Source organism: Acidobacteriota bacterium, assembly GCA_040756905.1.
Taxonomy (GTDB): domain Bacteria; phylum Acidobacteriota; class Aminicenantia; order JBFLYD01; family JBFLYD01; genus JBFLYD01.
In genome coordinates, this window is the sequence record JBFLYD010000058.1 from 1 (window position 1) to 20,313 (window position 20,313).

Consider the following 20,313-nt stretch of genomic DNA (forward strand, 5'->3'; position numbering starts at 1 on the left):
AAGTTGCTTAGCCATAATTTAAACCTCCTTTATCGAAAGAAGGTTTAAATCATAGCGTGTCCAAAAAGTCCACTTTTAAACTTTAAATCATTGAATAATAGTCCATTTTTAATTTTTAGTTGACATAATTTATATATGGTATTGACAACTAAAAAAAAATATATTAACAGATTCCTTACATTACATTTGAGTGGAGGTTGTTAGTATGGAAGAGATAGAAATTTTAAGCTTTGCTACCCTTGATGCATTGAAGAAAAGAGCAAAGATAGTAGAAAAAGTTGGAAGCTTAGAGTCAGGAGCTGGACTTTCGATTTTCTGCAAGATTGAGGATGATTTACTCGAGCTTTATTATAATGACCTTGAATCCAATTACATAAGAAGATATGAGGATGATAAGGAATTTCAAATTGCTATTAAAAAAAGAAAGGAAGAGATGGGCGAAGAGGAACAGTATGAAGAGACTGGTGAGGAAGAGTATGAAGAGGAATTTGAAGAAGTTGAATACACTGAAGAAGACCATGAAGATGAATATTAAAAAGTCTTCTTCAATCCTTGACAATTCCTTTTTTTCTGATAGAATTCGAATTTAATTACCGATGTTATACAATTATTGGACATTAGTGTTAATTCTTTTGGTTTCAATTATCTTTGTTTACATAGCTTTTTTCTTATCTAAAATTCTCCAGAAAAAAAAGAAAGCATTTGAAAAGTATATAGCCTATGAATGCGGTGTCAATCCAGAAACTGATTCCAGGGATAGATATTCAATAAAATATTATTTAATAGCTTTATTATTTATAATATTTGATATAGAAACTGTCTTTTTATTTCCTTGGGCTATCATATACGACAGGTTAGCCCTTTTTGGATTTTTAGAGATGTTAATTTTCCTTGGAATCCTTATCGTTGGATATTTCTGGGTCTGGAGGAAAGGAGCCCTTAAATATGGAGCAGAATGAAAATGAAATTCCAGGGAATGTCTTCATAACTTCTTTAGATTACCTGATTAACTGGGGAAGAAAAAATTCTCTTTGGCCTCTCACCTTTGGACTGGCATGCTGTGCAATTGAAATGATGGCGGTTGGCATGCCAAGATTTGATATATCAAGATTTGGTGCTGAAGTTTTTAGACCCTCTCCGAGACAGGCTGATTTAATGATAGTTTCAGGAACTGTAACAAAAAAAATGGGTCCTATCATAAAGAGGCTCTATGACCAAATGGCAGAACCAAAATTTGTCATCTCTATGGGAGAGTGTGCAAATGCAGGAGGACCTTTTCCCACCTATCATGTTGTAATGGGAGTTGACCAGATTATACCTGTAGATGTTTATCTTCCCGGCTGCCCTCCAAGACCAGAAGCTCTTTTAGATGCTCTGATAAAACTGCAGAAAAAAATAAAAAAAATGTCAATTTTGAAAAAATGATTGAGATAGAAAACCTTCCTTTAGATCTTGAAAAAATTTTAAAAAGAATAAGAGAGAATTTTTCCCAATCGATTGAGGATGTGAAGTTTCAGTTCGGTGAATTGACAGTAAGAATAAAAAAAGAATTTTTAATACCCCTTCTTGAATTTTTAAAGACAGATGAAGTTACTCAATTAAATTTTTTATCCGATCTGACTGCTGTGGATTATCCGGATAGGGAGAAAAGATTTGAGCTTGTTTATCATCTTTTTTCGATTCCGAATAAAAACAGGTTGAGAATAAAATTATGGATTTCAGAAAAAGAGAAGGCTCCAAGCATAACAAGGATATGGGAAGCTTCAAATTGGCTCGAAAGGGAAATCTTTGATATGTTTGGAATTGAATTTGAAGGGCATCCTGACTTAAAAAGGATTTTGCTTTCTGAGGATTGGGAGGGCCATCCTTTAAGAAAGGATTATCCATTGATAGGAGATGGGAAACAGCCATATTAAAACTGTGAAGAGTGAACAGTGATGGGTTAAAGGCTGAAGAATGATTGAAGCTAAAGAAATTATAGTTAACATGGGTCCTCAGCATCCTTCCACCCATGGAGTTTTAAGGTTGAAATTATGGCTTGATGGAGAAGTTGTTGTGAAATCAGAGCCGATAATTGGTTACCTTCATAGAGGAGTTGAAAAACTCGGTGAGCATAGAACATACCCTCAGTTTGGTCCAGTAACAGATAGATTGGATTACATAGCTTCAGTATCTAACAATTTAGCCTGGGTTGAGACAATCGAAAAATTAATGGGAATCGAAGTTCCAAGAAGAGCAGAATTCATCAGAGTCATCCTTACAGAGCTTACAAGAATTGCAAGCCATCTTGTCTGGCTTGGGACACATGCTCTTGATATCGGAGCTATGAGCGTTGTTCTTTATTGTTTCAGAGAAAGGGAAGCCATACTCGATGTATTTGAAATGGTAACGGGTGCAAGACTTACAACCCATGCATTCAGAATAGGAGGTCTTCCCAAGGATGTCCCAGATGGGTTTAAAGAAAAAGTGCTGGAATTTGTAAATGTATTTCCAAAATACATAGATGATTATGAAAGACTTTTAACGAAAAACCGTATCTGGCTTAAAAGGACAAAAAATGTTGGGGTAATAACAGCCGAAGATGCAATAAACATTGGGCTGAGCGGGCCGAGCATAAGAGGTTCAGGAGTTAAATGGGACATAAGAAAATCGAATCCATACTCAGTTTATTCTGAGATGGATTTTATAATCCCGACCGGAGAAATCGGAGATGTTTATGACCGATATCTTGTAAGAATGGAAGAGATGAGGCAGAGCACAAGAATAGTTAAACAGGCAATCGAAAACCTTCCTGATGGAGAAGTAATGGCAAAAGTTCCAAAGGTAATAAAACCGCCACCAGGAGAGGTTTATCATTCAATTGAAGCTCCAAAAGGAGAGCTTGGTTATTATGTTGTATCCGATGGCTCTACAATTCCCTATCGGGTAAGGATAAGACCCCCTTCCTTTGTAAACCTTCAGTCTTTATCAAAATTAATAGATGGACATTTAGTTGCAGATGTGGTTGCAGCCATCGGGTCTTTGGACATAGTTCTTGGAGAGATAGATCGATGAAAAATGGGGTCAGGTCTTGAATTGTGAATTTCTTTGGAAAATATTTCTGGGTGAGATAGATAGATGAGCTCCCATATAATAGATTGGCTAATTATACCTTTTGTGAAGATTTTAGCAATCTTTGGTTTTATTGTGATTTCTGTTCTGCTTTTAGTATGGCTGGAAAGAAGGGTTGTTGGGTTTATTCAGTCAAGACTTGGCCCAAACCGGGTAGGCCCATTTGGATTGCTTCAAACAGTGGCTGATACAATAAAATTACTCTTGAAAGAGGACATCGTCCCTCATAAAGCTGACAGGAGATTGTTTAATCTTGGTCCAATTGTAGTTTTTGTTCCCCTTGCTGTTGCATTTGCTCTCATTCCCTTTGGAGGAAACATTAAAATATTTGGGAAAGAAGTATCTTTATACCTGGCAGATTTGAATATAGGCCTTTTATTCGTTATCGCTTTTTCATCTCTTGGAATATTTGGGATAATTCTTGGAGGATGGGCTGCAAACAGCAAATATCCCCTTCTGGGAAGTCTTCGTTCTGCAGCCCAGATGGTTAGCTATGAGGTTGCCCTCGGGCTTTCAATCATCTCAGTTTTATTTTTCTCAAAATCATTAAGCCTTGTGGATATTGTTGAAGCTCAGAAGCAGATGGGAGTATGGTTTATTTTTATTCAACCAGTTGCATTTTTTATTTTTCTCATTGCAGGTATTGCAGAAACAAATCGATGTCCATTTGACCTGCCTGAAGCTGAAAGTGAACTTGTGGGAGGATTCCATACAGAATACTCAGGAATTAAGTTTGCTTTTTATTTCCTTGCAGAGTATGCCCATATGGTTCTCATCTCAGCTCTTGTTGTGATTTTATTCCTGGGAGGGTGGTACAGACCTTTTCCGAATGTTGAATTTCTTTCATTCCTTGATGTAGTCCCTGATTCTGTCTGGTTTATTTTAAAGTTTGGATTCTTTATTTATCTCTACATCTGGATAAGGGGAACTTTTCCAAGATACAGATATGACCAGCTTTTGGAATTGAGCTGGAAAGGCCTTATACCCCTTGCGCTGGCAAATATCATTGTAACAGGATTTATACTGATTCTTATAAGATGATGAAATATTTGAGAAAGATTTTATTGATTGACTTGCTTATCGGACTTTCTGTCACTCTCAAGTATCTCTTCATGAAAAAAGTGACTGTGGAATACCCTGAAGAAAAAATTCATGTTCAGCCTCGATACAGGGGTATGATCAGATTATATAAAGATGAGAATGGAAGAGATTTATGCGTTGCCTGTATGCAGTGTGTTAGAGCATGTCCTGATTTGTTAATCTCAATTGAAGGAGAAAGGGCACCGGATAAAAAATTATACCCAAAAACTTTTACCTGGAATGCTTCGAGGTGTATGTTCTGTGGATTGTGTGTAGAAGCCTGTCCTTTTGATGCAATCAGGTTTACAGGAGATTATGAATTAGCTGTTTATGACAAGAAAAAATTGTATTTCCAAAAAGAAGACCTTTATCCAGAAACAGACATAAAAAAGAAATTGATGGGTGAAAAATGAATTTATATAACTTTTTCACTTTTCTTTTTGTTTTTATGACCCTGATTTTTTCAATTGGAGTCATAACCCGGAAGAATGCAATACACAGTGCTGTTTTTTTAATTTTTACGATTCTTTCGATAGCGGGTTTATTCTTTTTGCTCGGTGCTGAATTTATTGGAGCTGTTCAAATCCTTGTTTATGCAGGCGGTATAATGGTCATTTATCTTTTCATCATAATGTTGATTAGGCTTGAAGAGGTTGGAGGAAAAGCTCGCTCAAAGACTCTTTTATTTTTGACTGGGTTTCTATTTTTATTGCTTTTTTTAGAAATTATTTATTTACTCTTATCCAAGGACATGCCTGCTTATTTTTCGTCTCCAGAACCCATTGTGGATAATGTAAGAGTTCTTGGAAATGTTCTTTTAAAGGATTATGTGATTCCGTTTGAAATAGCTTCCCTTCTTCTTTTAGTTGCAATGATTGCTACAATTTATCTTGCAAGGAGAAAAATCCAATGATTTCGAACATAACACTTTTGATTTTTCTTGGCTCAGCAGTTTTTTTCATCGGAGTGCTTGGAGTTTTAACAAGAAAAAACATAATAATTATTCTCCTTTCGATCGAACTCATCCTCAATGGTGTAAACATAAACCTTATTGCATTTTCAAATTATTTAAACAACATTCAGGCTCAGATATTTGCTCTTTTTGTTATAGCTATAGCTGTGGCAGAGGCTGCTGTTGGGTTTGGCTTGATAATATCCTTTATGAGAAACAAAGATAGTTTCAATATAGATGAGATGAATATTATGAAAGGTTAGAATATGCTTGATTATTTCTGGTTGATTCCACTACTCCCCGCAGTGGGAGTAATGATAAATGGATTGATCGGGATAAAATATTTCCCGAAAAAAGGAATTAATATTTTTGCGATTGGCGCGCCTCTTTTTTCTTTCCTATTGTCTTTTTTCTCTTATTTAGAGCTTTTATCTCTTAAACCTGAAGAAAGATTAATAAGGAAAGTTCTTTTTGAGTGGATTCCTGGCGGGGTTACAGTTTTAAACAACGGAAAAGATTCTGTTTTCAACATAACAGCGTCTTTCCAATTCGACCCCCTATCAGCAATTATGTCCCTTGTAGTCACAGGAGTAGGATTACTCATTCACATATACTCCATTGGATATATGGGAGAGGATAGAGGATACGGAAGGTATTTCACCTATTTAAACCTATTCACCTTCTCTATGTTAATATTAGTTCTCTCCTCAAACTTAGCACTGATGTTTGTAGGATGGGAAGGAGTTGGACTATGCTCTTACCTCCTCATTGGATTCTGGTATGAGAAAGATTCTGCCTCAAATGCAGGAAAAAAAGCATTCATAGTTACAAGAATAGGGGATTTTGGTTTCCTTCTGGGAATTCTTCTCACATACTTCACCTTTGGTTCTCTGGAGTTTCTTCAGATAGAGAAAGAGATTCTCTCTGGAGAGATAGGAAAAGGAGTATCCATCACAATATCCCTTCTTCTTTTCTGTGGGGCTGTAGGAAAATCAGCCCAGATTCCCCTCTATGTCTGGTTACCAGATGCCATGGAAGGACCAACTCCTGTCTCTGCACTCATTCATGCAGCCACAATGGTTGTTGCAGGAGTTTACATGGTTTCAAGAATGAATTCTCTTTTTACATTCTCTGAAGTCTCCCTTTTAGTTGTTGCAGTTGTAGGTGGTGTAACTGCCCTTTACTCTGCCACAATGGCACTGGTTCAAAATGACATAAAGAGAATCCTCGCCTACTCCACAATCTCCCAGATAGGTTATATGTTTTTAGGATGTGGTGTTGCCTCTTTCTCCTCTGGAATGTTTCACCTTGTAACCCATTCATTCTTCAAATCACTCCTTTTTCTCTCTGCAGGCTCAGTGATTCACTCCCTTTCTGGTGAAATGAATATTGAGAGGATGGGAGGAATGAAGAGATACCTTCCACTCACATTTCCATCATTTCTCATAGGAGCCCTCTCGATTTCAGGAGTCCCTGGTCTATCTGGTTTTTTCTCAAAAGATGAAATATTACTCCGTGTATATCAAAGTGGAAACCTCTCTCTCTACATCCTTGCTCTTATAACAGCCTCTTTAACCTCCTTCTACATGTTCAGACTCATATTTTTAGTATTCTATGGAGAAAAAAGAAATGATTCCCATCCCCATGAATCTCCTCCTATCATGACTTATCCCCTCCTCATCCTTTCTTTTCTCTCCTTTATAGGTGGTTACATAGGTCTTCCAGAAGTCCTGGGAGGGAGAAACTGGTTTGAAGAGTTTCTCTCACCAGTTATAAAGCTAAAAAACGAACACCACTCTCTCTCCCATCAAGGAGAATTCATCCTCATGACTCTTTCCTCTTTAGCAGCCCTAACTGGAATACTTATCTCATGGTTATTTTACATAAAGAAAAGAAACCTTCCAGAGATACTCTCCCAGAGATTCAAGAGAATATACAACCTCCTTTACAATAAGTATTTTGTTGATGAGATCTATGGAAAAACATTTGTAAAAGGAACCCTTAACATGGGGACTTTTCTTTCTGAATATGATTTAAAAGTTATAGATGGATTTATAAATGGAACAGCATTATTTACAAGAGAGACATCATCTTCTTCAGTTCTTTTTGACAACAGAGTAGTGGACGGACTTGTAAACTTTGTAGGAAAGATTATAAGCATAGGAAGTATTATATTCAGAAAGCTTCAGACAGGACTAATTCAAAATTATGCTCTTGCCATAATTTTTGGAATATTGATTTTTGTAACTGTAACTTTATTTTTATGAGAGGATAATATGGATTTTCAAAATTTGCCGTTATTAACAATAATTACATTTTTTCCTGTATTTGGAATACTTATACTCCTATTTGTGCAGCGAGAGAAAGAAAAAGAAATAAAATGGATTGCTAACATAGTTGCAGGTTTGAATTTTTTAATTTCCCTTCTTTTGCTCCTTTATTTTGATCCCTCTTTGTCAGGAATGCAGTTTGTGGAAAAAGTCAGCTGGATTCCAGCGATTGGAGTTCAATACTTTATGGGAATTGATGGAATAAGTCTTCTTCTTGTCCTCCTTACAACTCTACTTTCATTCATAAGTGTTTTATGTTCATGGGGAGGAATAACTGAAAGATTAAAGGAGTTCTATATTCTCCTTCTTCTTTTAGAGACAGGAATGATTGGAGTTTTTGTTTCCCTTGATTTTATTCTCTTTTATGTATTCTGGGAGATCGTTCTCGTTCCGATGTATTTTCTGATTGGAATATGGGGAACTTACAACAAATTATATGCAGCGATAAAGTTTTTCCTTTATACCCTTTTTGGGTCAGTTCTAATGCTCCTCGGAATTCTGGCTCTTTACTTCATTCATGGAGGAACCACTGGAGATTACACCTTTGATGCTTTAAAAATGATGGAGTTTAATTTTGACCCAAAAGCTCAATTCTGGATATTCCTGGCATTTTTCTTCGGATTTGCAATAAAGGTTCCGATGTTTCCATTCCATACATGGTTGCCAGATGCTCATACTGAAGCTCCAACAGCTGGGTCAGTTCTTCTTGCAGGAATTCTCCTAAAAATGGGAACATATGGATTTATAAGGTTTTCCCTTCCAATCCTTCCTGACGCTTCGAAAAAATTTATCCCGTTGATGGTTTTTCTGGCGATAGTTGCGATAATCTATGGAGCTTTGGTTTCTATGATGCAGAAAGACTGGAAGAGGCTGGTCGCATATTCTTCAGTGAGCCATATGGGGTTTGTGATGCTCGGTATGTTTGCAATGACTCCTGTTGGAATCAAGGGAAGTGTTCTTCAAATGGTGAATCATGGAATAAGCACAGGGGCTCTATTTATGATTGTAGGAAATGTTTATGACAGACGTCATACGAGGATGATTTCTGATTATGAAGGCCTTGCTAAAATTATGCCTTTATATTCTGCAGTTTTTGCAATCATGATGTTTTCATCGATTGGATTACCAGGACTTAACGGATTTATAGGTGAATTTATGATTTTAGTTGGGACTTTTCAGGTTAAATGGCTATGGGCTGCTTTAGCAGCAACTGGAATTGTACTCGGAGCTGCATACATGCTCTGGCTCTATCAGAGAGTGATGCTCGGTACGATAAAAAATGAAAAAAATCTGGAGATGAAAGATTTGAACTTGATAGAGTTTGCATCATTTGTGCCGTTGATTATTCTTGCATTCTGGATCGGAATCTATCCAAAGCCTTACATAAAGGCAATGGATGCTTCAGTGACAAAAATTGTTGAAAGGGTTCAACCCGATTTCCTTTCAAAAAAAGCATCAGTGGGTTTTCCCATAAATATTTCCCCAACCAATCATCTTCTCATAAAGCCCACTAAAAAAAGTCATATAAGTTACACGCCATCAGGATTGGAAAGATTAAAAAATAAAAATATTGGAGAAAAAGATGCTGTCCTCGATAGCAGGTGATTTAGGTTCAATATTATCTGAAATTTTTTTATCGATTGTCTCTTTTTTAATATTGATTCTTGACCCATTTCTTTCAAAAGAAAAAAAGAGGATTGTCCCGTATATAGCCCTTTCAGGTCTGGCAATTTCATTTTTCATACTATTTTTTCAGAAAAAAGGTGAATCTTTTTTCTTTGAAGCTTTAACACTCGATAACTTTTCTCTTTTTTTTAAATCGATATTCCTTATTTCATCTGTTATTGCAATTTTATTCTCAATAAGATTTCTAAATGATGAGAAATTTCAGCTTTCCGAATACTATTTCTTTATTCTCCTGTGCACTGTGGGAATGATGTTTATGGCCTCCTCTATCGACTTAATTTCCATATTTATAAGTTATGAGCTTATGGCTATCAGTTCCTATGTTCTTTCAGGCTATCTGAAGAAAGATTTGAGGTCGAATGAAGCAGGCTTAAAATATTTTATCTTAGGGACTCTTTCTACTGGAATTTTTCTATTTGGACTTTCCTTTGTATTTGGATTATCAGGAAACACTTCTCTTAAAGCTATATCCACAAATTTAGTTGTCCTCGGAAAGAATCCATACCTTATATTCACAATGCTTATCGTTTCATCAGCTCTATTTTTTAAAATCGCTGCTGTTCCTTTTCACATGTGGACACCTGATGTGTATGAAGGAGCTCCAACTCCTGTAACTCTTTTTATTTCGACAGGCCCAAAAGCAGCCTCTTTTGCAATTTTTTTGAGGATATTCCTGGAAGCTTTCTCATCCTTAAGTAGCGAATGGAGAACACTCATTGCCTGGGTCTCTTTTTTTACGATGACATATGGAAATTTTGCAGCTTTAACTCAAAAGAGCTTGAAAAGGATGCTTGCATATTCATCGATAGCCCATGCAGGATATATACTTATAGGGTTTGCAGCAGGAGGAGACTTTGGGGAGCCAGGAATTTTATTCTACCTTCTTGCATACCTTTTCATGAACTCAGCTGCTTTTGGATTGATATTATTTTTGAAAAAGGGAGATAAATGGGGAGAAGATGTTGATGATTTCAATGGCCTTGCCAAGAATTCTCTTTTATTTTCTTTTGCGATAGTAATAATTTTAATGTCTCTTGTTGGAATCCCACCAACAGGAGGGTTTTTTGGAAAATATTTTATCTTCTCCTCTGCAATAAAAGAGGGACTTGTATGGCTTGCAGTTGCTGGGGTGTTGAATTCAGCAATATCTCTTTTCTATTATTTCAGAATCGGCCAGGCTGTTTTCATGAAAGAACCCTCAGAGGAGGTTAAATTCTCTCCATCCCCATCTCTATCCATAGCCTTAGGAATTGCAGTATTAGCCATTTTAATCTTAGGTATTTTCCCCCAGCCCTTTGCAGTCCTTTCAAAATCCTCCACCCTCCTCCCCTAAAATCAATTCTCTTAAATCAATCCTACAGACTCAATTAACCAAACCTCGATTAACTAATACAAATACAATAAATAATGTTACATGTAGGGCAAGGCTTTAGCCTTGCATCAGGCAACCCTAAAGGGTTGCCCTACATTTATATAATGTGTTTGCTTTAAAATCCATTTCTTTCTAAATCAAAAAAACGTGGATATCAATTAGACTATTATATTTACCTTGCTTTTTCAATTTATCCAAATTTCAAAAATTTTTTCTGCAGTTCCATTTTTTGCCACTAAATATATAATAGAGGAATAAATTAAAACTGAGGTAAAAAAATATTTAATGTTAAAAGAGGATAAAACAAATTATTTTAATATGTTGCTGAGAGTGGAAAAATGATGCTTGACATGATTTTAGGTTCTGTAGTTAAATATTTTCAATAAATAGAATGAGGGAAAAGAATAAAAAAATAATTAATATAAAAAATAAAAGAATTTGAAATCACTAAAAATACAAGGTGATGCTGAATTTATGAAAAAGATTAAAAAGAAAATAACTTTCCAAACTCAAAAGGGGAAAAGAGATGATTTCTAAATGAGATTTAGAAAAAAAATTTTGGAAGAAAAATAAAATGTTATTTTCAATTATTTAAATAAATGGAATGACAATGAAGATAAAAATTATTGTTCCAGTGGGTAAATCATTAATCGAGAAATATAGAGAAGACCGATTAGAAAAATTGAAAAATAAAAAGTGCATTAATCTAAACTTATTAAATGCCAATGATAAGACTACTTTAGTGAACGAAATCTGTAATATTTTGAAAGGAGAAGAAAATCAATTAGTGGCAAATAAAACATTAGATAATAAGTTAAATGAATTTTTTAGCCAATTTCAGAATAATGCTCATCAGGATAGATATCCATGTGCAGAAATTCAGAGTCTACTTCTTCTTTTTGAAGAGTTTAAAAGAAATAAAAAAAATGAAATAGCCATTGTCTTCATTCCGACAACTGAGACAGATAAGTTAGCAGAAAAAATAAAATCTTCTCTTGAAAAATACCAAGAAAGTATAAAAACAAAATATAATTTCGCAAATTTCTGTTTTAAATTTAATGTTATTTCAGGAGTCAATATTAGCGCAAATTATTCAAGTGATTTCCTTCAAGGATTGTCTTCTTTAGCAGATAAAATAAATAAGGAAATATCTTCCAAAGATTATGACGAAATTTATGTAAATATTACAGGAGGTTATAAAGGCATAGTACCAATTACATCACTGCTTGGCTTTGTTGATGAAAAGATAAAGGTTTTCTATGCCCATGAGGAATCGAGAACAGTTATTATAACACCTCCTCTCCCTGTTTCCTGGGACATAAGACGGGTAGATGAAATTAGAGGGATAATTCAACAAGACAAAATTAATGGAATGGTTTGGAATATTCTTCCAGAAAGGTGTAAGTTCCTCTATGATCAGTATAATTATTATAAAAGAGGGGCTTTTGGTGAACTTATATATAATTATTATATTGAAAATAAAACAAGGAGATATGGTTATGGATATTATCTTATAGAGCAACTTGATAATAATTACAAAAGGATCATTAAGAATAAATTGCCAGATTGGGAACATCTTTGGATTGGAGATCAAATTCCAGAAACAGTGGAACATGCAAGAGGTCATAGTTTAAGACTCTTAGAAATGGCTTATTATTTATTTAAATATTATCCAGAACTTTATAAAAATATAGGAGAGAGTGCAGGTTTATATCTTTTATTATGTGCTATCTGGCTTCATGATATAGGGCATTCTGCTCTTGAATATAAAGATGATACAAATATCTTACCTATTTCTTTGATGCCATCCTTGGTAAGAGAGTGGCATCATTTCTCTTCTGCACAAATGATTAGAGATGGAAATTATATAGAGGATAAGGAAGGTAAAAAATTGGTCGCACTTATTTCAGAATATCATCGCAAAAAAATGCCATTAAATAATAATAATCCGATTAATAATCCTTACTCCGCAGGAATATTAACCAATAAAATTTGTCCATTAGAAAAAGTTCTTTCTGATAATAGCATTTTTAATCATTTCAAAGGTAAAATTAATAAAGATAATGTTCTTCTAATCACAGCTCTCCTTCGTCTTCTTGATGCCTGTGATGTTCAAGCAGATAGAGTTATTGACCCCTCATATAAAAAAATGCGTAAACAAAGAACAGATATGGAGATAGAATTCTGTAAAAAACAACTTGACAATTTAGATTGCAGTAATAATCAAAAAATTAAAGAGTTTATAAATAAATGCGAAAAAAATACTTTTACACAAAATGGGATTAACAAAATAGAAAAGGATTTAAAAGAATTGGTTTGCTCTCTTGCAAAAGAATTCAAAGAAGCCCTAAATGGCTCGGATTGGAATAAACTTGAGTGTGTAAGTTTAAAAAATAGAATTGTGTTTAAAGCCAAGCAATGGGTTGACTTTGTAAAACATAGTTCAGTAAGATTTGTTTACTTAAAAAGGGAAACCAATATTTTAAAAGCATTTCTCTTTGCGGAAAAGGATTCAAACCAAGAAATACTTGGGATGATAGAGAACGATATAAAAGGAGAATTGAGCCCTATTCAAGGTTATTTAAAAGGAATGGGTATTAATAATTTCGAGATTGAAAAGAAGGAGATTTAAAAATGGAAGAAATAGATAAAAATATTATCAAATCTTGTGAGGAAAATGGTTATATCTCTATAATCGGTTTCGATGCAGATAAGATTCAAGAATATGTCTTTGCTACAAGTAAACCGATAGAGATAGGGGGAGCCAGTGAGATTGTTCGTGAGTTAAATAAGGATCAGATTTTTAAGTGGATAAAAGAAATTGACAACATGTTAACAGAAGAAAATGTCATATATGCTCATGGAGGAGGTGGTCTTATTATCTCACCTGTGTCTAACGCAGATAAAATCATAAAAAAGATTGAAGATGAATTTCATAAAGCCTCAGTTACAGCGAGCTTAACTGCAGAGAAAATTGAAGTTCAAGTCAAAGAAATTGAAAACAATTTTAGCACAATATTTAAACACCTTTCAGAAAAGCTACGCTTTAAAAAGGACCAAAAACTTGCCATCAGTAGCTATAGCATTCGGATACCACCCTATTTCAAAAGGTGCGGTTCTTGCGGCGTATATCCTGTTACTCAATATGATTATAAATATCGTGATGAAGAAGAGAGGTATATCTGCGATTCTTGTTTTAATAAGAGAAAGAAATTTAGAGAAAAAATATTGTCCTCAGGTTTAACGCTTGAAAATATTGTTAAAGAAAATAAAGAAAATTCTGAAGAGGATTATCTTGCTATTATTTATGCTGACGGGCATAACACAGGCTCAATTCTGGAAACCTTTACTCTTCCGGAGTTCAGAGAATTTCCAGAAAAACTTTATGAAATTAGTAGAGAGATCCTCGAAGATACAATAAATGAATTGAAGCTCAAGCACAGATATATAGCTCCAGTAATAGGTGGAGACGATCTTGTCCTGCTTCTTCCAGCTAAAAAGTCTATTCTAGCAATAAGGAAAATCATAGATAAATTTAGAACTCAGATTAAGTTTATTGATAAGCTAAAGCATCTTTCTCTTGATATTGGTTTGGTTATAGCGAGTCACCATTTCCCAATCCGATATCTTTTTCAATATGTAAATGCTCTTATGAAAAATGCAAAAAGATTAGCCTATCAAAAGGATGAAAAATTTACCTTTGATTATTTTGACTATATGGTTATAAAAGGTGGCTCTCCTCTAAATTTGAGTATTGAAGAATTACGAAGAATTGAATTATTAAGAGAAATATCTCATATAGAGTATCGATTAACATCAAAGCCTTATAAATGGGAGGAATTCAATGATAAAATAATCAAAAGCTTGGAAGCACTAAATAGGTTTCCCTCGTCTCAACTATATATCGTCCTTGAGCATCTTCTCGAACATCCTGAGGTTGCAAAGCTCAATATTATGTATCAGGTGGCAAGAAGTGATGAATGGCAGAAAAAGTTAGAAGAAATAACTGGGAATTTTTACTCTTCTGAGTGGGAATCTTTTTTTATAAAAAGGATTAGCCCTACTCAATACGAAACCCCTTTTCTAGATTTAATGGAGCTTTATAAAAGAAAGGTAGAGGTTTAAAATGTTAAAATTAAAATTTAAATTAAAAACCGCTCTTTCTATTAGTGGGTATACCTCTTCTTTATTTTTTGATAAGGCCACTGCCAGAAATGAAGAAGGAATTCCGATAATTCCTGCCACTGCAATAAAGGGTGCTTTAAGGATAGAGTATGAGCGTATTTTTCCAAATGACTCAGATACAGATTTAATCTTTGGTAATGAAAATAGAGAATCTATACTTCGTTTCGAAAATGGTGATCTTTCTGGAGAGTCAGTAGAATTCTTTAAAAAAAGCAAATTAATGTGTTCCATAGGTTATACCTCTCGTATAGGAGTAGCAATCTCGAGAAAGCTGAGAACATCAAAAGAAGAATATCTATTTAATTTCGAAACAACCGCACCTTTTTTAGGGAATCTCTTATTTGAAGCTCAAGTTAAAAATGAGGAACATTTTGATAGCTCTATTAAAGATAAGTTTTTAAGATACCTAAATATTCTTAAAAAAATAGGAATTTTTATTGGTGGTGATAAATCCCGTGGCTGTGGTTATTTTGAATTCGATTTTGAAGAAGTTTTATCACCTCCTAAAGACAAAAACAGACAAATAACAAAATTAAGTACCTATATAATCCGATTGATTCCAGAAGAGGAATTTCGAGTAAGTTTTTTGAAACCAAGGGAATTTCTCTATGAATCTATTAACTATATTCCAGGCTCTACATTGCGTGGCGCATTAGCGAAAAAATGGATTGAGGAATATGGCAAGGATGATATATTTTCCGATACATTTCTTAAAAACCCTATTCATCTTACCCATTTTTATCCCTCCATAGGAAAAGTTATTTCAAAACCAATTCCTCTTTCTGCTCGGTGCTGTAAAGCATTTCCAGGGTTAGGGATTCGGGCCCCCTCCAGCAGTTGGAAAACCGAAGCTTCTCATGGCATAAGGGATATGTTGATAGAAAGTTTTATCTTTAAAAAACTTAAGGAAAATGGGGTCAATGTGTTTCTTTCTGATTTTGAAAGGTGTAATTACTGCAATAATCCACTTGATGCAATCGAGGGTTTCTATGTATGGATTAGCGAATCTCCTCAAAAAATACCAGTGCAGAGCCATTTTGAAACCAAACTCAAGTTAGACCGAAAGCTTATGGCAGCTGAGGAAGGAAACCTTTATTCCTACGAGGTCTGGGATAAAAAGATAAAAGCCCAAAGAGGATTTACCGAATATTCCTTTGTAGGTCTAATGGATGGAAAAGATACAGAGGTAATTCAGAAAATATCTGATATTACAGAAATATTTGTGGGTGGAGGAAGAAGCCGTGGCTTTGGCAAAATGAAAATAGAGGTAAGCTCTTATCCAGAGGAAGGAATTAAGGAAAAATTAGAAGAATTCAATCAAAAACTTAAAAATAGGATTGAAGATATTAGGGGGAATTTAAACATTGCCGGCGAAGATCTATTTGGATTTGATAAGAAAACCTATTTTTCCATTACCCTATTTTCAGATATTATTCTTCCCTTTAATAAAAGCCTGCATGAGCTGTTAAAAGATAAGATCGACCAAAATCTTAACATAGAAGCTGGTTTTCTCAGAAGTGGAATTGCTGGTGGATATAATTTTGCCCTGAATATCAGGAAAGAATTAAGAACAACGATTTCTAAGGGTAGTGTTTTACTCTTATCTACAGAAATGAAAAGGGACGGGCTTATTGGCAAGCTCAAAGATATAGAAAAAGAAGGCTTAGGCTTAAGAATATACGAAGGCTTTGGCAAGGTTTTTTTTGGTGATAAGTTTCATTTATTATTTGGACAAAAATAAATGGAGGTGAATATGGAAGGTATTTTAGAAAGATTGGAAAGCATAGAGAAAAGAAAAGATCACTTGGTGAAAGAAGCAGAAAAACTTTGCAATGACTATGGAAGAGAAAAAATACCTGAAACAGCTCAACTTCAGAACCTTCGAACCGTTGCCTTTTCGACCTCATCTATTGAAGAGATAAAAAATTACATTAAATACCAGATGGGAAGAATTAAAGAATGGTTCAGTGAAAAAGAAGGAAAGAAATTTGGTGATGCTCTCATTAAAAAGATTGAAGAAGAAAAAACATATTTTTCAAGTAACCCAGATACAGCTCTTTATTCAATAAGGCTTTTTATCGGCTACCTGATAAGGTATGCGAAATACCTTGAAAAAATAGGAGGAGAAGGTGAGAAAAGACCTTAGTAAATTAGAAAGAATTGTAAAACTTGAAGGATGCATTGAGGTTTTATCAGCCCTTCATATTGGAAAAGGAAGAGCAATTGACGCAGGTGCTTTAAGTGATATGCCAGTTATTAAAGATTTCCCAGGTTATCCTTTCATTCCAGGTTCTTCATTTAAGGGTGTTGTTCGCTCATTTATTGAATCCTTTATCCGTGGCTTTAATTCTCCTAATATTAAAACCTGTAATCTTATAGATGAAGACCACACTAATTGTATTGATCCAAAGGATGAATCAGTTAAAAACATGTCCCCCGAGAAAAAGTTAGAAAAACTCTGTACTGTCTGCGGAATTTTTGGGCATCCTTTGGTCGCCTCAAGGATTCGTTTCCTTGACCTTCCAGTTAAAAAAGACACCTGGCATGAGCTAATGTTACAAATCAGAGATGGTGTAGTAATAGACAGAGAGTCAGGAGTAGCAAAAGAAGGAGGAAAATATGATTTTGAAACAATACCTGCAGGTGTAAAATTTAAGTTAGAAGTTTTTATAGAAAATCCCGAGAATTGGGAGTTAGGTCTCCTATTTTTTGCCATCGATAGTTTTAATAATGGTTACGGGTTTTTAGGAGGCAATGCATCAAGAGGCTTAGGAAAGGTAAAAATTAATATTGAAAAATGCACGGAAGCAACTCCTCAGACCCTTATTGATAGAAAGATTGAGGAAATAAATGTGGAAGAGTTCAAGAAAAAATGTCTTGAAGAGTTAAAGAAAAAAGCTGGAGGTGACAATGCAAAATCTGGGTCTTAAAGCAATTTATAATCAAGTAAATTTACTTTTAAAGATAACGCCAGTGACACCCTTTTTAATAAAAAGCGGTGAAACCCTCGACCCTACGAAACCCGATATGGAATTCATTCGTCTAAAAACATCCTTTGTTCCTCAAGGGGTAGTTTATATTCCTGGTTCCAGTATTAAAGGAGTTATAAGAAGTTGCGCTGAAAGAATCCTTAGAACTTCGAATCTGGATGTATGCAATATAGTAGAGGAGAAAATTGAGGAGGAAGACAAAAGCTGTAGTGCATTCTACCGCCAATATATCAATGTTATCAAAGAAAAAAGAGAAAGACAGAACTATTTAGAATCAATAACCTTAAGGCCGCTGAAAAAATATCTCTCAAGCATTGTAAATATTCCGGAACCTCCTGAAAAACTTTTCTATTCTGGTCATTGTTATGCCTGTAGAACTTTCGGCTCTACTAACATTGCATCTCGAGTTTTCTTTACCGACATTTTTCCTTGGGGATTTGGAATTTCTGAACAAGAAAAGAAAAAAATTGCAACAGAAATTGAGAATAAATATATCCAGATAAGACCAGGCGTCTCTATAGACCGAAGGAAAGGTTCTGTGAAGCATGGTCCTTTTGAGTTGGAAATAATTACAGGGGGGAATTTTTATGGAGAGGTATTGATAAAAAATTACCAACTCTGGCAATTGTCTCTGCTTTTTCTAGCATTCTCAGAGATTGACGAGGGCTTCCAGAAAATTGGTTATGGCAAGACAAGAGGTCTTGGGAAAGTAAATTTAAAAGTAGAAGAACTCAAAATAGAGCAATTCGGAATGCTAAAGAATGATTCAAAAATTCGTGGGATAGGTTATATCAAAGACCTCATAAAGAAATACGACCTTTTGGAAGAGGATGAAATTCTATTAGATGGAATTAAGTCCGAACCCCTGACATTTTCAAGCCAGTTTATCCTTAAGGAAGAAAAAGTAATCACGAAATTTAAAGAAGAAGCTCTAAAGATTTTTTCTAAGTTAGTGGAGGAAAAAGGTAAAGAAGATGAAAGGTAAAATAGAAGTTTTTTCTTCCCTTGATGAGATTATAAATAGAGAAATAGATGAAAGATTTACTTTTATTATTGAAGATTACGAAAATGGGCTGAAAATTAAAAATGGAGATAAGACTCACATAAAGAATCAGATTAATTCATTAAAAGAGAAATATGGTAACCTATTTAATGTCCGTCTTTTCAATGATAAGAAGGAAATAGCCTGGATTGGGGAAGAAGGAATCTATGCTGTGATTTGTGAGGATGGTGAATATGAAGTAACCGAAAAAGAGATCTGGCTTGAAACCGATATAAAACGTCATAATGGGTTAAAATCTCTTTCTTCTTATAAAAAAATTCTTGTCCAGGAATTCAAAGATAAAAAAAATAAAATCATATACAGAAAATTTAAATCTATGATTGATAAAGGAGTTAAAGATGAATAAAAAGTATTGTTATGATAAACAAGATCCCCAGTCTAAAACATTTGACTATTATTGTGTGGAGATCATCCCAATTGAAAAATTGCCTTTTGTGGAACATAGCTTTATCCATAAGAACAATTTTTCAGGCCAACTGTTTATCCGCATTATAGCAGAAAGTGATTTATTTATCGGCGCAGGTGAAGCCGAAGTTAAAAATAATAAGCAAGTTATCAAATTCGCAAGGGTAGGCGATAAAATAGTAATTCCAGGCTCCTCCCTGAAAGGGACCATAAGAATTTATTCCGAAGCTCTTTCTCCTTCCTGTCTTGATGCGAATTGTGATGGCGATGATTTTTGCCCTACCTGTCGCATCTTTGGAGCAAAAAATTATCAAGGAAGAATATTTTTCAATGACACTATATCTTCTAATGCAAAATCAAAAGAAGCGGTGGAAATATTTCAAAGATGGGGTCCTCGAGAATGGAAAGCTTGTGAAGGACGAAAATTTTACTTCTTCGATCACCCTAATCTTTCGCAGGGGAGAAAAGAGAGGATTGAAACAATAAAGAAAGATGCTCAATTTGACTCCTCTATAGAATTTACAAACTTTGAAAATTGGGAATTAGGTTTGTTTCTTCTATCGATGGGATGCGATAAAAACCACATGTTTTCTTTAAAATTAGGAGGAGCTAAAAATCGAAAGCATGGAAAGGTGAGAATAGAATTAGATGCAAGAAAAAGCTTATGCATTAAGGGTGAAAGTTATTCTAAGCGATGGCTTGGAAATAAGCTTCCTCAGACTGATTTCCAATCTTTTATAACAGAATATTGGAACAAATGTGGAGAGTGGAATATTAAAACTAAGGTAGAAGCAATAATAAGAAAATTTCAAAAGGGAGCACCTGATGAAATCAAAATCTAAAGAGACTCTTCTGAATCAAGCAAATAAATTGGTAGGAAATTTAGGTAAAGATCCATCAAAACAAATAAAGTGGGCATTTAATTACCTTCGAAGAGTTAAAAATATTTCAAGTTTTAGAAATTTTCTCAATGCTTCTCACGCAAGCGATGCAAATCAAAAGAATTGGTCTGTAGCAGCACAAAAGATTAATGCTTTAACCAATGATTACACTTTAGATGAATTACGCGATATTCTTGGTTGGGCACATAGATTAAGAAGATATTATTATCCAGAAAAGGAAAGATAATAAAAACACAT

The 20,313-nt window shown here is 34.5% G+C and carries 21 protein-coding genes; all 21 read left to right on the forward strand.

The window, feature by feature from the left end:
* The first annotated feature begins 205 nt into the window (after nucleotides 1–205).
* The 21 genes from AB1410_10045 (at nucleotide 206) to AB1410_10145 (ending at nucleotide 20,302) form a co-directional block, all read left to right on the forward strand.
* Nucleotides 206–535 carry a hypothetical protein gene (locus AB1410_10045; GenBank protein ID MEW6457037.1) on the forward strand — a complete coding sequence of 110 codons (330 nt, stop codon included), beginning with the start codon at nucleotides 206–208 and terminating at the stop codon, nucleotides 533–535.
* Between the two features lie 61 nt (nucleotides 536–596).
* Complete coding sequence (locus AB1410_10050; GenBank protein MEW6457038.1) at nucleotides 597–959, forward strand: NADH-quinone oxidoreductase subunit A; 363 nt, start codon at nucleotides 597–599, stop codon at nucleotides 957–959.
* Nucleotides 946–1,425, forward strand: a complete 480-nt coding sequence (locus AB1410_10055) for an NADH-quinone oxidoreductase subunit B family protein (GenBank protein ID MEW6457039.1) — start codon at nucleotides 946–948, stop codon at nucleotides 1,423–1,425. The genes AB1410_10050 and AB1410_10055 overlap by 14 nt, the downstream gene beginning before the upstream one ends.
* A complete protein-coding gene (locus AB1410_10060; protein ID MEW6457040.1) occupies nucleotides 1,422–1,916 on the forward strand; it encodes an NADH-quinone oxidoreductase subunit C in 495 nt (164 codons plus the stop codon). The genes AB1410_10055 and AB1410_10060 overlap by 4 nt, the downstream gene beginning before the upstream one ends.
* Nucleotides 1,917–1,956: 40 nt before the next feature.
* On the forward strand, nucleotides 1,957–3,054 hold the full coding sequence (locus AB1410_10065; protein ID MEW6457041.1) for an NADH-quinone oxidoreductase subunit D: 1,098 nt from the start codon (nucleotides 1,957–1,959) through the stop codon (nucleotides 3,052–3,054).
* 63 nt (nucleotides 3,055–3,117) lie between these two features.
* The gene (gene nuoH, locus AB1410_10070; protein ID MEW6457042.1) at nucleotides 3,118–4,152 is read left to right on the forward strand and encodes an NADH-quinone oxidoreductase subunit NuoH; all 1,035 of its coding nucleotides are present in this window, start codon (nucleotides 3,118–3,120) and stop codon (nucleotides 4,150–4,152) included.
* Nucleotides 4,152–4,604, forward strand: a complete 453-nt coding sequence (locus AB1410_10075) for an NADH-quinone oxidoreductase subunit I (GenBank protein ID MEW6457043.1) — start codon at nucleotides 4,152–4,154, stop codon at nucleotides 4,602–4,604. The genes nuoH and AB1410_10075 overlap by 1 nt, the downstream gene beginning before the upstream one ends.
* Nucleotides 4,601–5,104 carry an NADH-quinone oxidoreductase subunit J gene (locus tag AB1410_10080; protein MEW6457044.1) on the forward strand — a complete coding sequence of 168 codons (504 nt, stop codon included), beginning with the start codon at nucleotides 4,601–4,603 and terminating at the stop codon, nucleotides 5,102–5,104. Before AB1410_10075 ends, AB1410_10080 begins: the two co-directional genes overlap by 4 nt.
* Nucleotides 5,101–5,406 (forward strand): NADH-quinone oxidoreductase subunit NuoK, encoded by a 306-nt coding sequence (gene nuoK / locus AB1410_10085; GenBank protein ID MEW6457045.1) that lies wholly within the window; start codon nucleotides 5,101–5,103, stop codon nucleotides 5,404–5,406. Before AB1410_10080 ends, nuoK begins: the two co-directional genes overlap by 4 nt.
* Nucleotides 5,407–5,409: 3 nt before the next feature.
* On the forward strand, nucleotides 5,410–7,410 hold the full coding sequence (gene nuoL / locus AB1410_10090) for an NADH-quinone oxidoreductase subunit L (protein ID MEW6457046.1): 2,001 nt from the start codon (nucleotides 5,410–5,412) through the stop codon (nucleotides 7,408–7,410).
* A 9-nt stretch (nucleotides 7,411–7,419) separates the two neighbouring features.
* Nucleotides 7,420–9,078, forward strand: coding sequence for an NADH-quinone oxidoreductase subunit M (locus AB1410_10095; protein MEW6457047.1), 1,659 nt, complete (start codon nucleotides 7,420–7,422; stop codon nucleotides 9,076–9,078).
* Nucleotides 9,056–10,492 (forward strand): NADH-quinone oxidoreductase subunit N, encoded by a 1,437-nt coding sequence (locus tag AB1410_10100; protein MEW6457048.1) that lies wholly within the window; start codon nucleotides 9,056–9,058, stop codon nucleotides 10,490–10,492. Before AB1410_10095 ends, AB1410_10100 begins: the two co-directional genes overlap by 23 nt.
* A gap of 649 nt (nucleotides 10,493–11,141) precedes the next feature.
* A complete protein-coding gene (locus AB1410_10105; protein MEW6457049.1) occupies nucleotides 11,142–13,163 on the forward strand; it encodes a hypothetical protein in 2,022 nt (673 codons plus the stop codon).
* A 2-nt stretch (nucleotides 13,164–13,165) separates the two neighbouring features.
* Complete coding sequence (locus tag AB1410_10110) at nucleotides 13,166–14,656, forward strand: hypothetical protein (protein MEW6457050.1); 1,491 nt, start codon at nucleotides 13,166–13,168, stop codon at nucleotides 14,654–14,656.
* A gap of 1 nt (nucleotide 14,657) precedes the next feature.
* Entirely contained in the window at nucleotides 14,658–16,457 is a 1,800-nt protein-coding gene (locus AB1410_10115) for an RAMP superfamily CRISPR-associated protein (protein ID MEW6457051.1), read from the forward strand.
* Nucleotides 16,458–16,469: 12 nt separating this feature from the next.
* Nucleotides 16,470–16,862 (forward strand): hypothetical protein, encoded by a 393-nt coding sequence (locus AB1410_10120; GenBank protein MEW6457052.1) that lies wholly within the window; start codon nucleotides 16,470–16,472, stop codon nucleotides 16,860–16,862.
* Nucleotides 16,846–17,646: a CRISPR-associated RAMP protein Csx7 gene (csx7, locus tag AB1410_10125; GenBank protein MEW6457053.1), complete on the forward strand. Its 801-nt coding sequence runs from the start codon at nucleotides 16,846–16,848 to the stop codon at nucleotides 17,644–17,646. The genes AB1410_10120 and csx7 overlap by 17 nt, the downstream gene beginning before the upstream one ends.
* The gene (locus tag AB1410_10130) at nucleotides 17,627–18,691 is read left to right on the forward strand and encodes an RAMP superfamily CRISPR-associated protein (protein MEW6457054.1); all 1,065 of its coding nucleotides are present in this window, start codon (nucleotides 17,627–17,629) and stop codon (nucleotides 18,689–18,691) included. Before csx7 ends, AB1410_10130 begins: the two co-directional genes overlap by 20 nt.
* A complete protein-coding gene (locus tag AB1410_10135; GenBank protein MEW6457055.1) occupies nucleotides 18,681–19,115 on the forward strand; it encodes a hypothetical protein in 435 nt (144 codons plus the stop codon). The genes AB1410_10130 and AB1410_10135 overlap by 11 nt, the downstream gene beginning before the upstream one ends.
* Nucleotides 19,108–20,016, forward strand: a complete 909-nt coding sequence (locus tag AB1410_10140) for an RAMP superfamily CRISPR-associated protein (GenBank protein MEW6457056.1) — start codon at nucleotides 19,108–19,110, stop codon at nucleotides 20,014–20,016. The genes AB1410_10135 and AB1410_10140 overlap by 8 nt, the downstream gene beginning before the upstream one ends.
* Entirely contained in the window at nucleotides 20,000–20,302 is a 303-nt protein-coding gene (locus AB1410_10145) for a hypothetical protein (GenBank protein MEW6457057.1), read from the forward strand. Before AB1410_10140 ends, AB1410_10145 begins: the two co-directional genes overlap by 17 nt.
* The last annotated feature ends 11 nt before the right edge of the window (nucleotides 20,303–20,313 follow it).

What these genes read in the sequence shown, in the direction of transcription:
- AB1410_10065 (MEW6457041.1), top strand. Translation starts at nt 1,957, where the DNA reads ATGATTGAAGCTAAAGAAATTATAGTTAACATGGGTCCTCAGCATCCT.
- nuoL (MEW6457046.1), top strand. Translation starts at nt 5,410, where the DNA reads ATGCTTGATTATTTCTGGTTGATTCCACTACTCCCCGCAGTGGGAGTA.
- nuoK (MEW6457045.1), top strand. Translation starts at nt 5,101, where the DNA reads ATGATTTCGAACATAACACTTTTGATTTTTCTTGGCTCAGCAGTTTTT.
- AB1410_10145 (MEW6457057.1), top strand. Translation starts at nt 20,000, where the DNA reads ATGAAATCAAAATCTAAAGAGACTCTTCTGAATCAAGCAAATAAATTG.
- AB1410_10075 (MEW6457043.1), top strand. Translation starts at nt 4,152, where the DNA reads ATGAAATATTTGAGAAAGATTTTATTGATTGACTTGCTTATCGGACTT.
- AB1410_10135 (MEW6457055.1), top strand. Translation starts at nt 18,681, where the DNA reads ATGAAAGGTAAAATAGAAGTTTTTTCTTCCCTTGATGAGATTATAAAT.
- AB1410_10055 (MEW6457039.1), top strand. Translation starts at nt 946, where the DNA reads ATGGAGCAGAATGAAAATGAAATTCCAGGGAATGTCTTCATAACTTCT.
- AB1410_10100 (MEW6457048.1), top strand. Translation starts at nt 9,056, where the DNA reads ATGCTGTCCTCGATAGCAGGTGATTTAGGTTCAATATTATCTGAAATT.
- AB1410_10130 (MEW6457054.1), top strand. Translation starts at nt 17,627, where the DNA reads ATGCAAAATCTGGGTCTTAAAGCAATTTATAATCAAGTAAATTTACTT.
- AB1410_10110 (MEW6457050.1), top strand. Translation starts at nt 13,166, where the DNA reads ATGGAAGAAATAGATAAAAATATTATCAAATCTTGTGAGGAAAATGGT.
- AB1410_10045 (MEW6457037.1), top strand. Translation starts at nt 206, where the DNA reads ATGGAAGAGATAGAAATTTTAAGCTTTGCTACCCTTGATGCATTGAAG.
- AB1410_10095 (MEW6457047.1), top strand. Translation starts at nt 7,420, where the DNA reads ATGGATTTTCAAAATTTGCCGTTATTAACAATAATTACATTTTTTCCT.
- AB1410_10115 (MEW6457051.1), top strand. Translation starts at nt 14,658, where the DNA reads ATGTTAAAATTAAAATTTAAATTAAAAACCGCTCTTTCTATTAGTGGG.
- AB1410_10060 (MEW6457040.1), top strand. Translation starts at nt 1,422, where the DNA reads ATGATTGAGATAGAAAACCTTCCTTTAGATCTTGAAAAAATTTTAAAA.
- AB1410_10080 (MEW6457044.1), top strand. Translation starts at nt 4,601, where the DNA reads ATGAATTTATATAACTTTTTCACTTTTCTTTTTGTTTTTATGACCCTG.
- AB1410_10105 (MEW6457049.1), top strand. Translation starts at nt 11,142, where the DNA reads ATGAAGATAAAAATTATTGTTCCAGTGGGTAAATCATTAATCGAGAAA.
- AB1410_10050 (MEW6457038.1), top strand. Translation starts at nt 597, where the DNA reads ATGTTATACAATTATTGGACATTAGTGTTAATTCTTTTGGTTTCAATT.
- nuoH (MEW6457042.1), top strand. Translation starts at nt 3,118, where the DNA reads ATGAGCTCCCATATAATAGATTGGCTAATTATACCTTTTGTGAAGATT.
- AB1410_10140 (MEW6457056.1), top strand. Translation starts at nt 19,108, where the DNA reads ATGAATAAAAAGTATTGTTATGATAAACAAGATCCCCAGTCTAAAACA.
- AB1410_10120 (MEW6457052.1), top strand. Translation starts at nt 16,470, where the DNA reads ATGGAAGGTATTTTAGAAAGATTGGAAAGCATAGAGAAAAGAAAAGAT.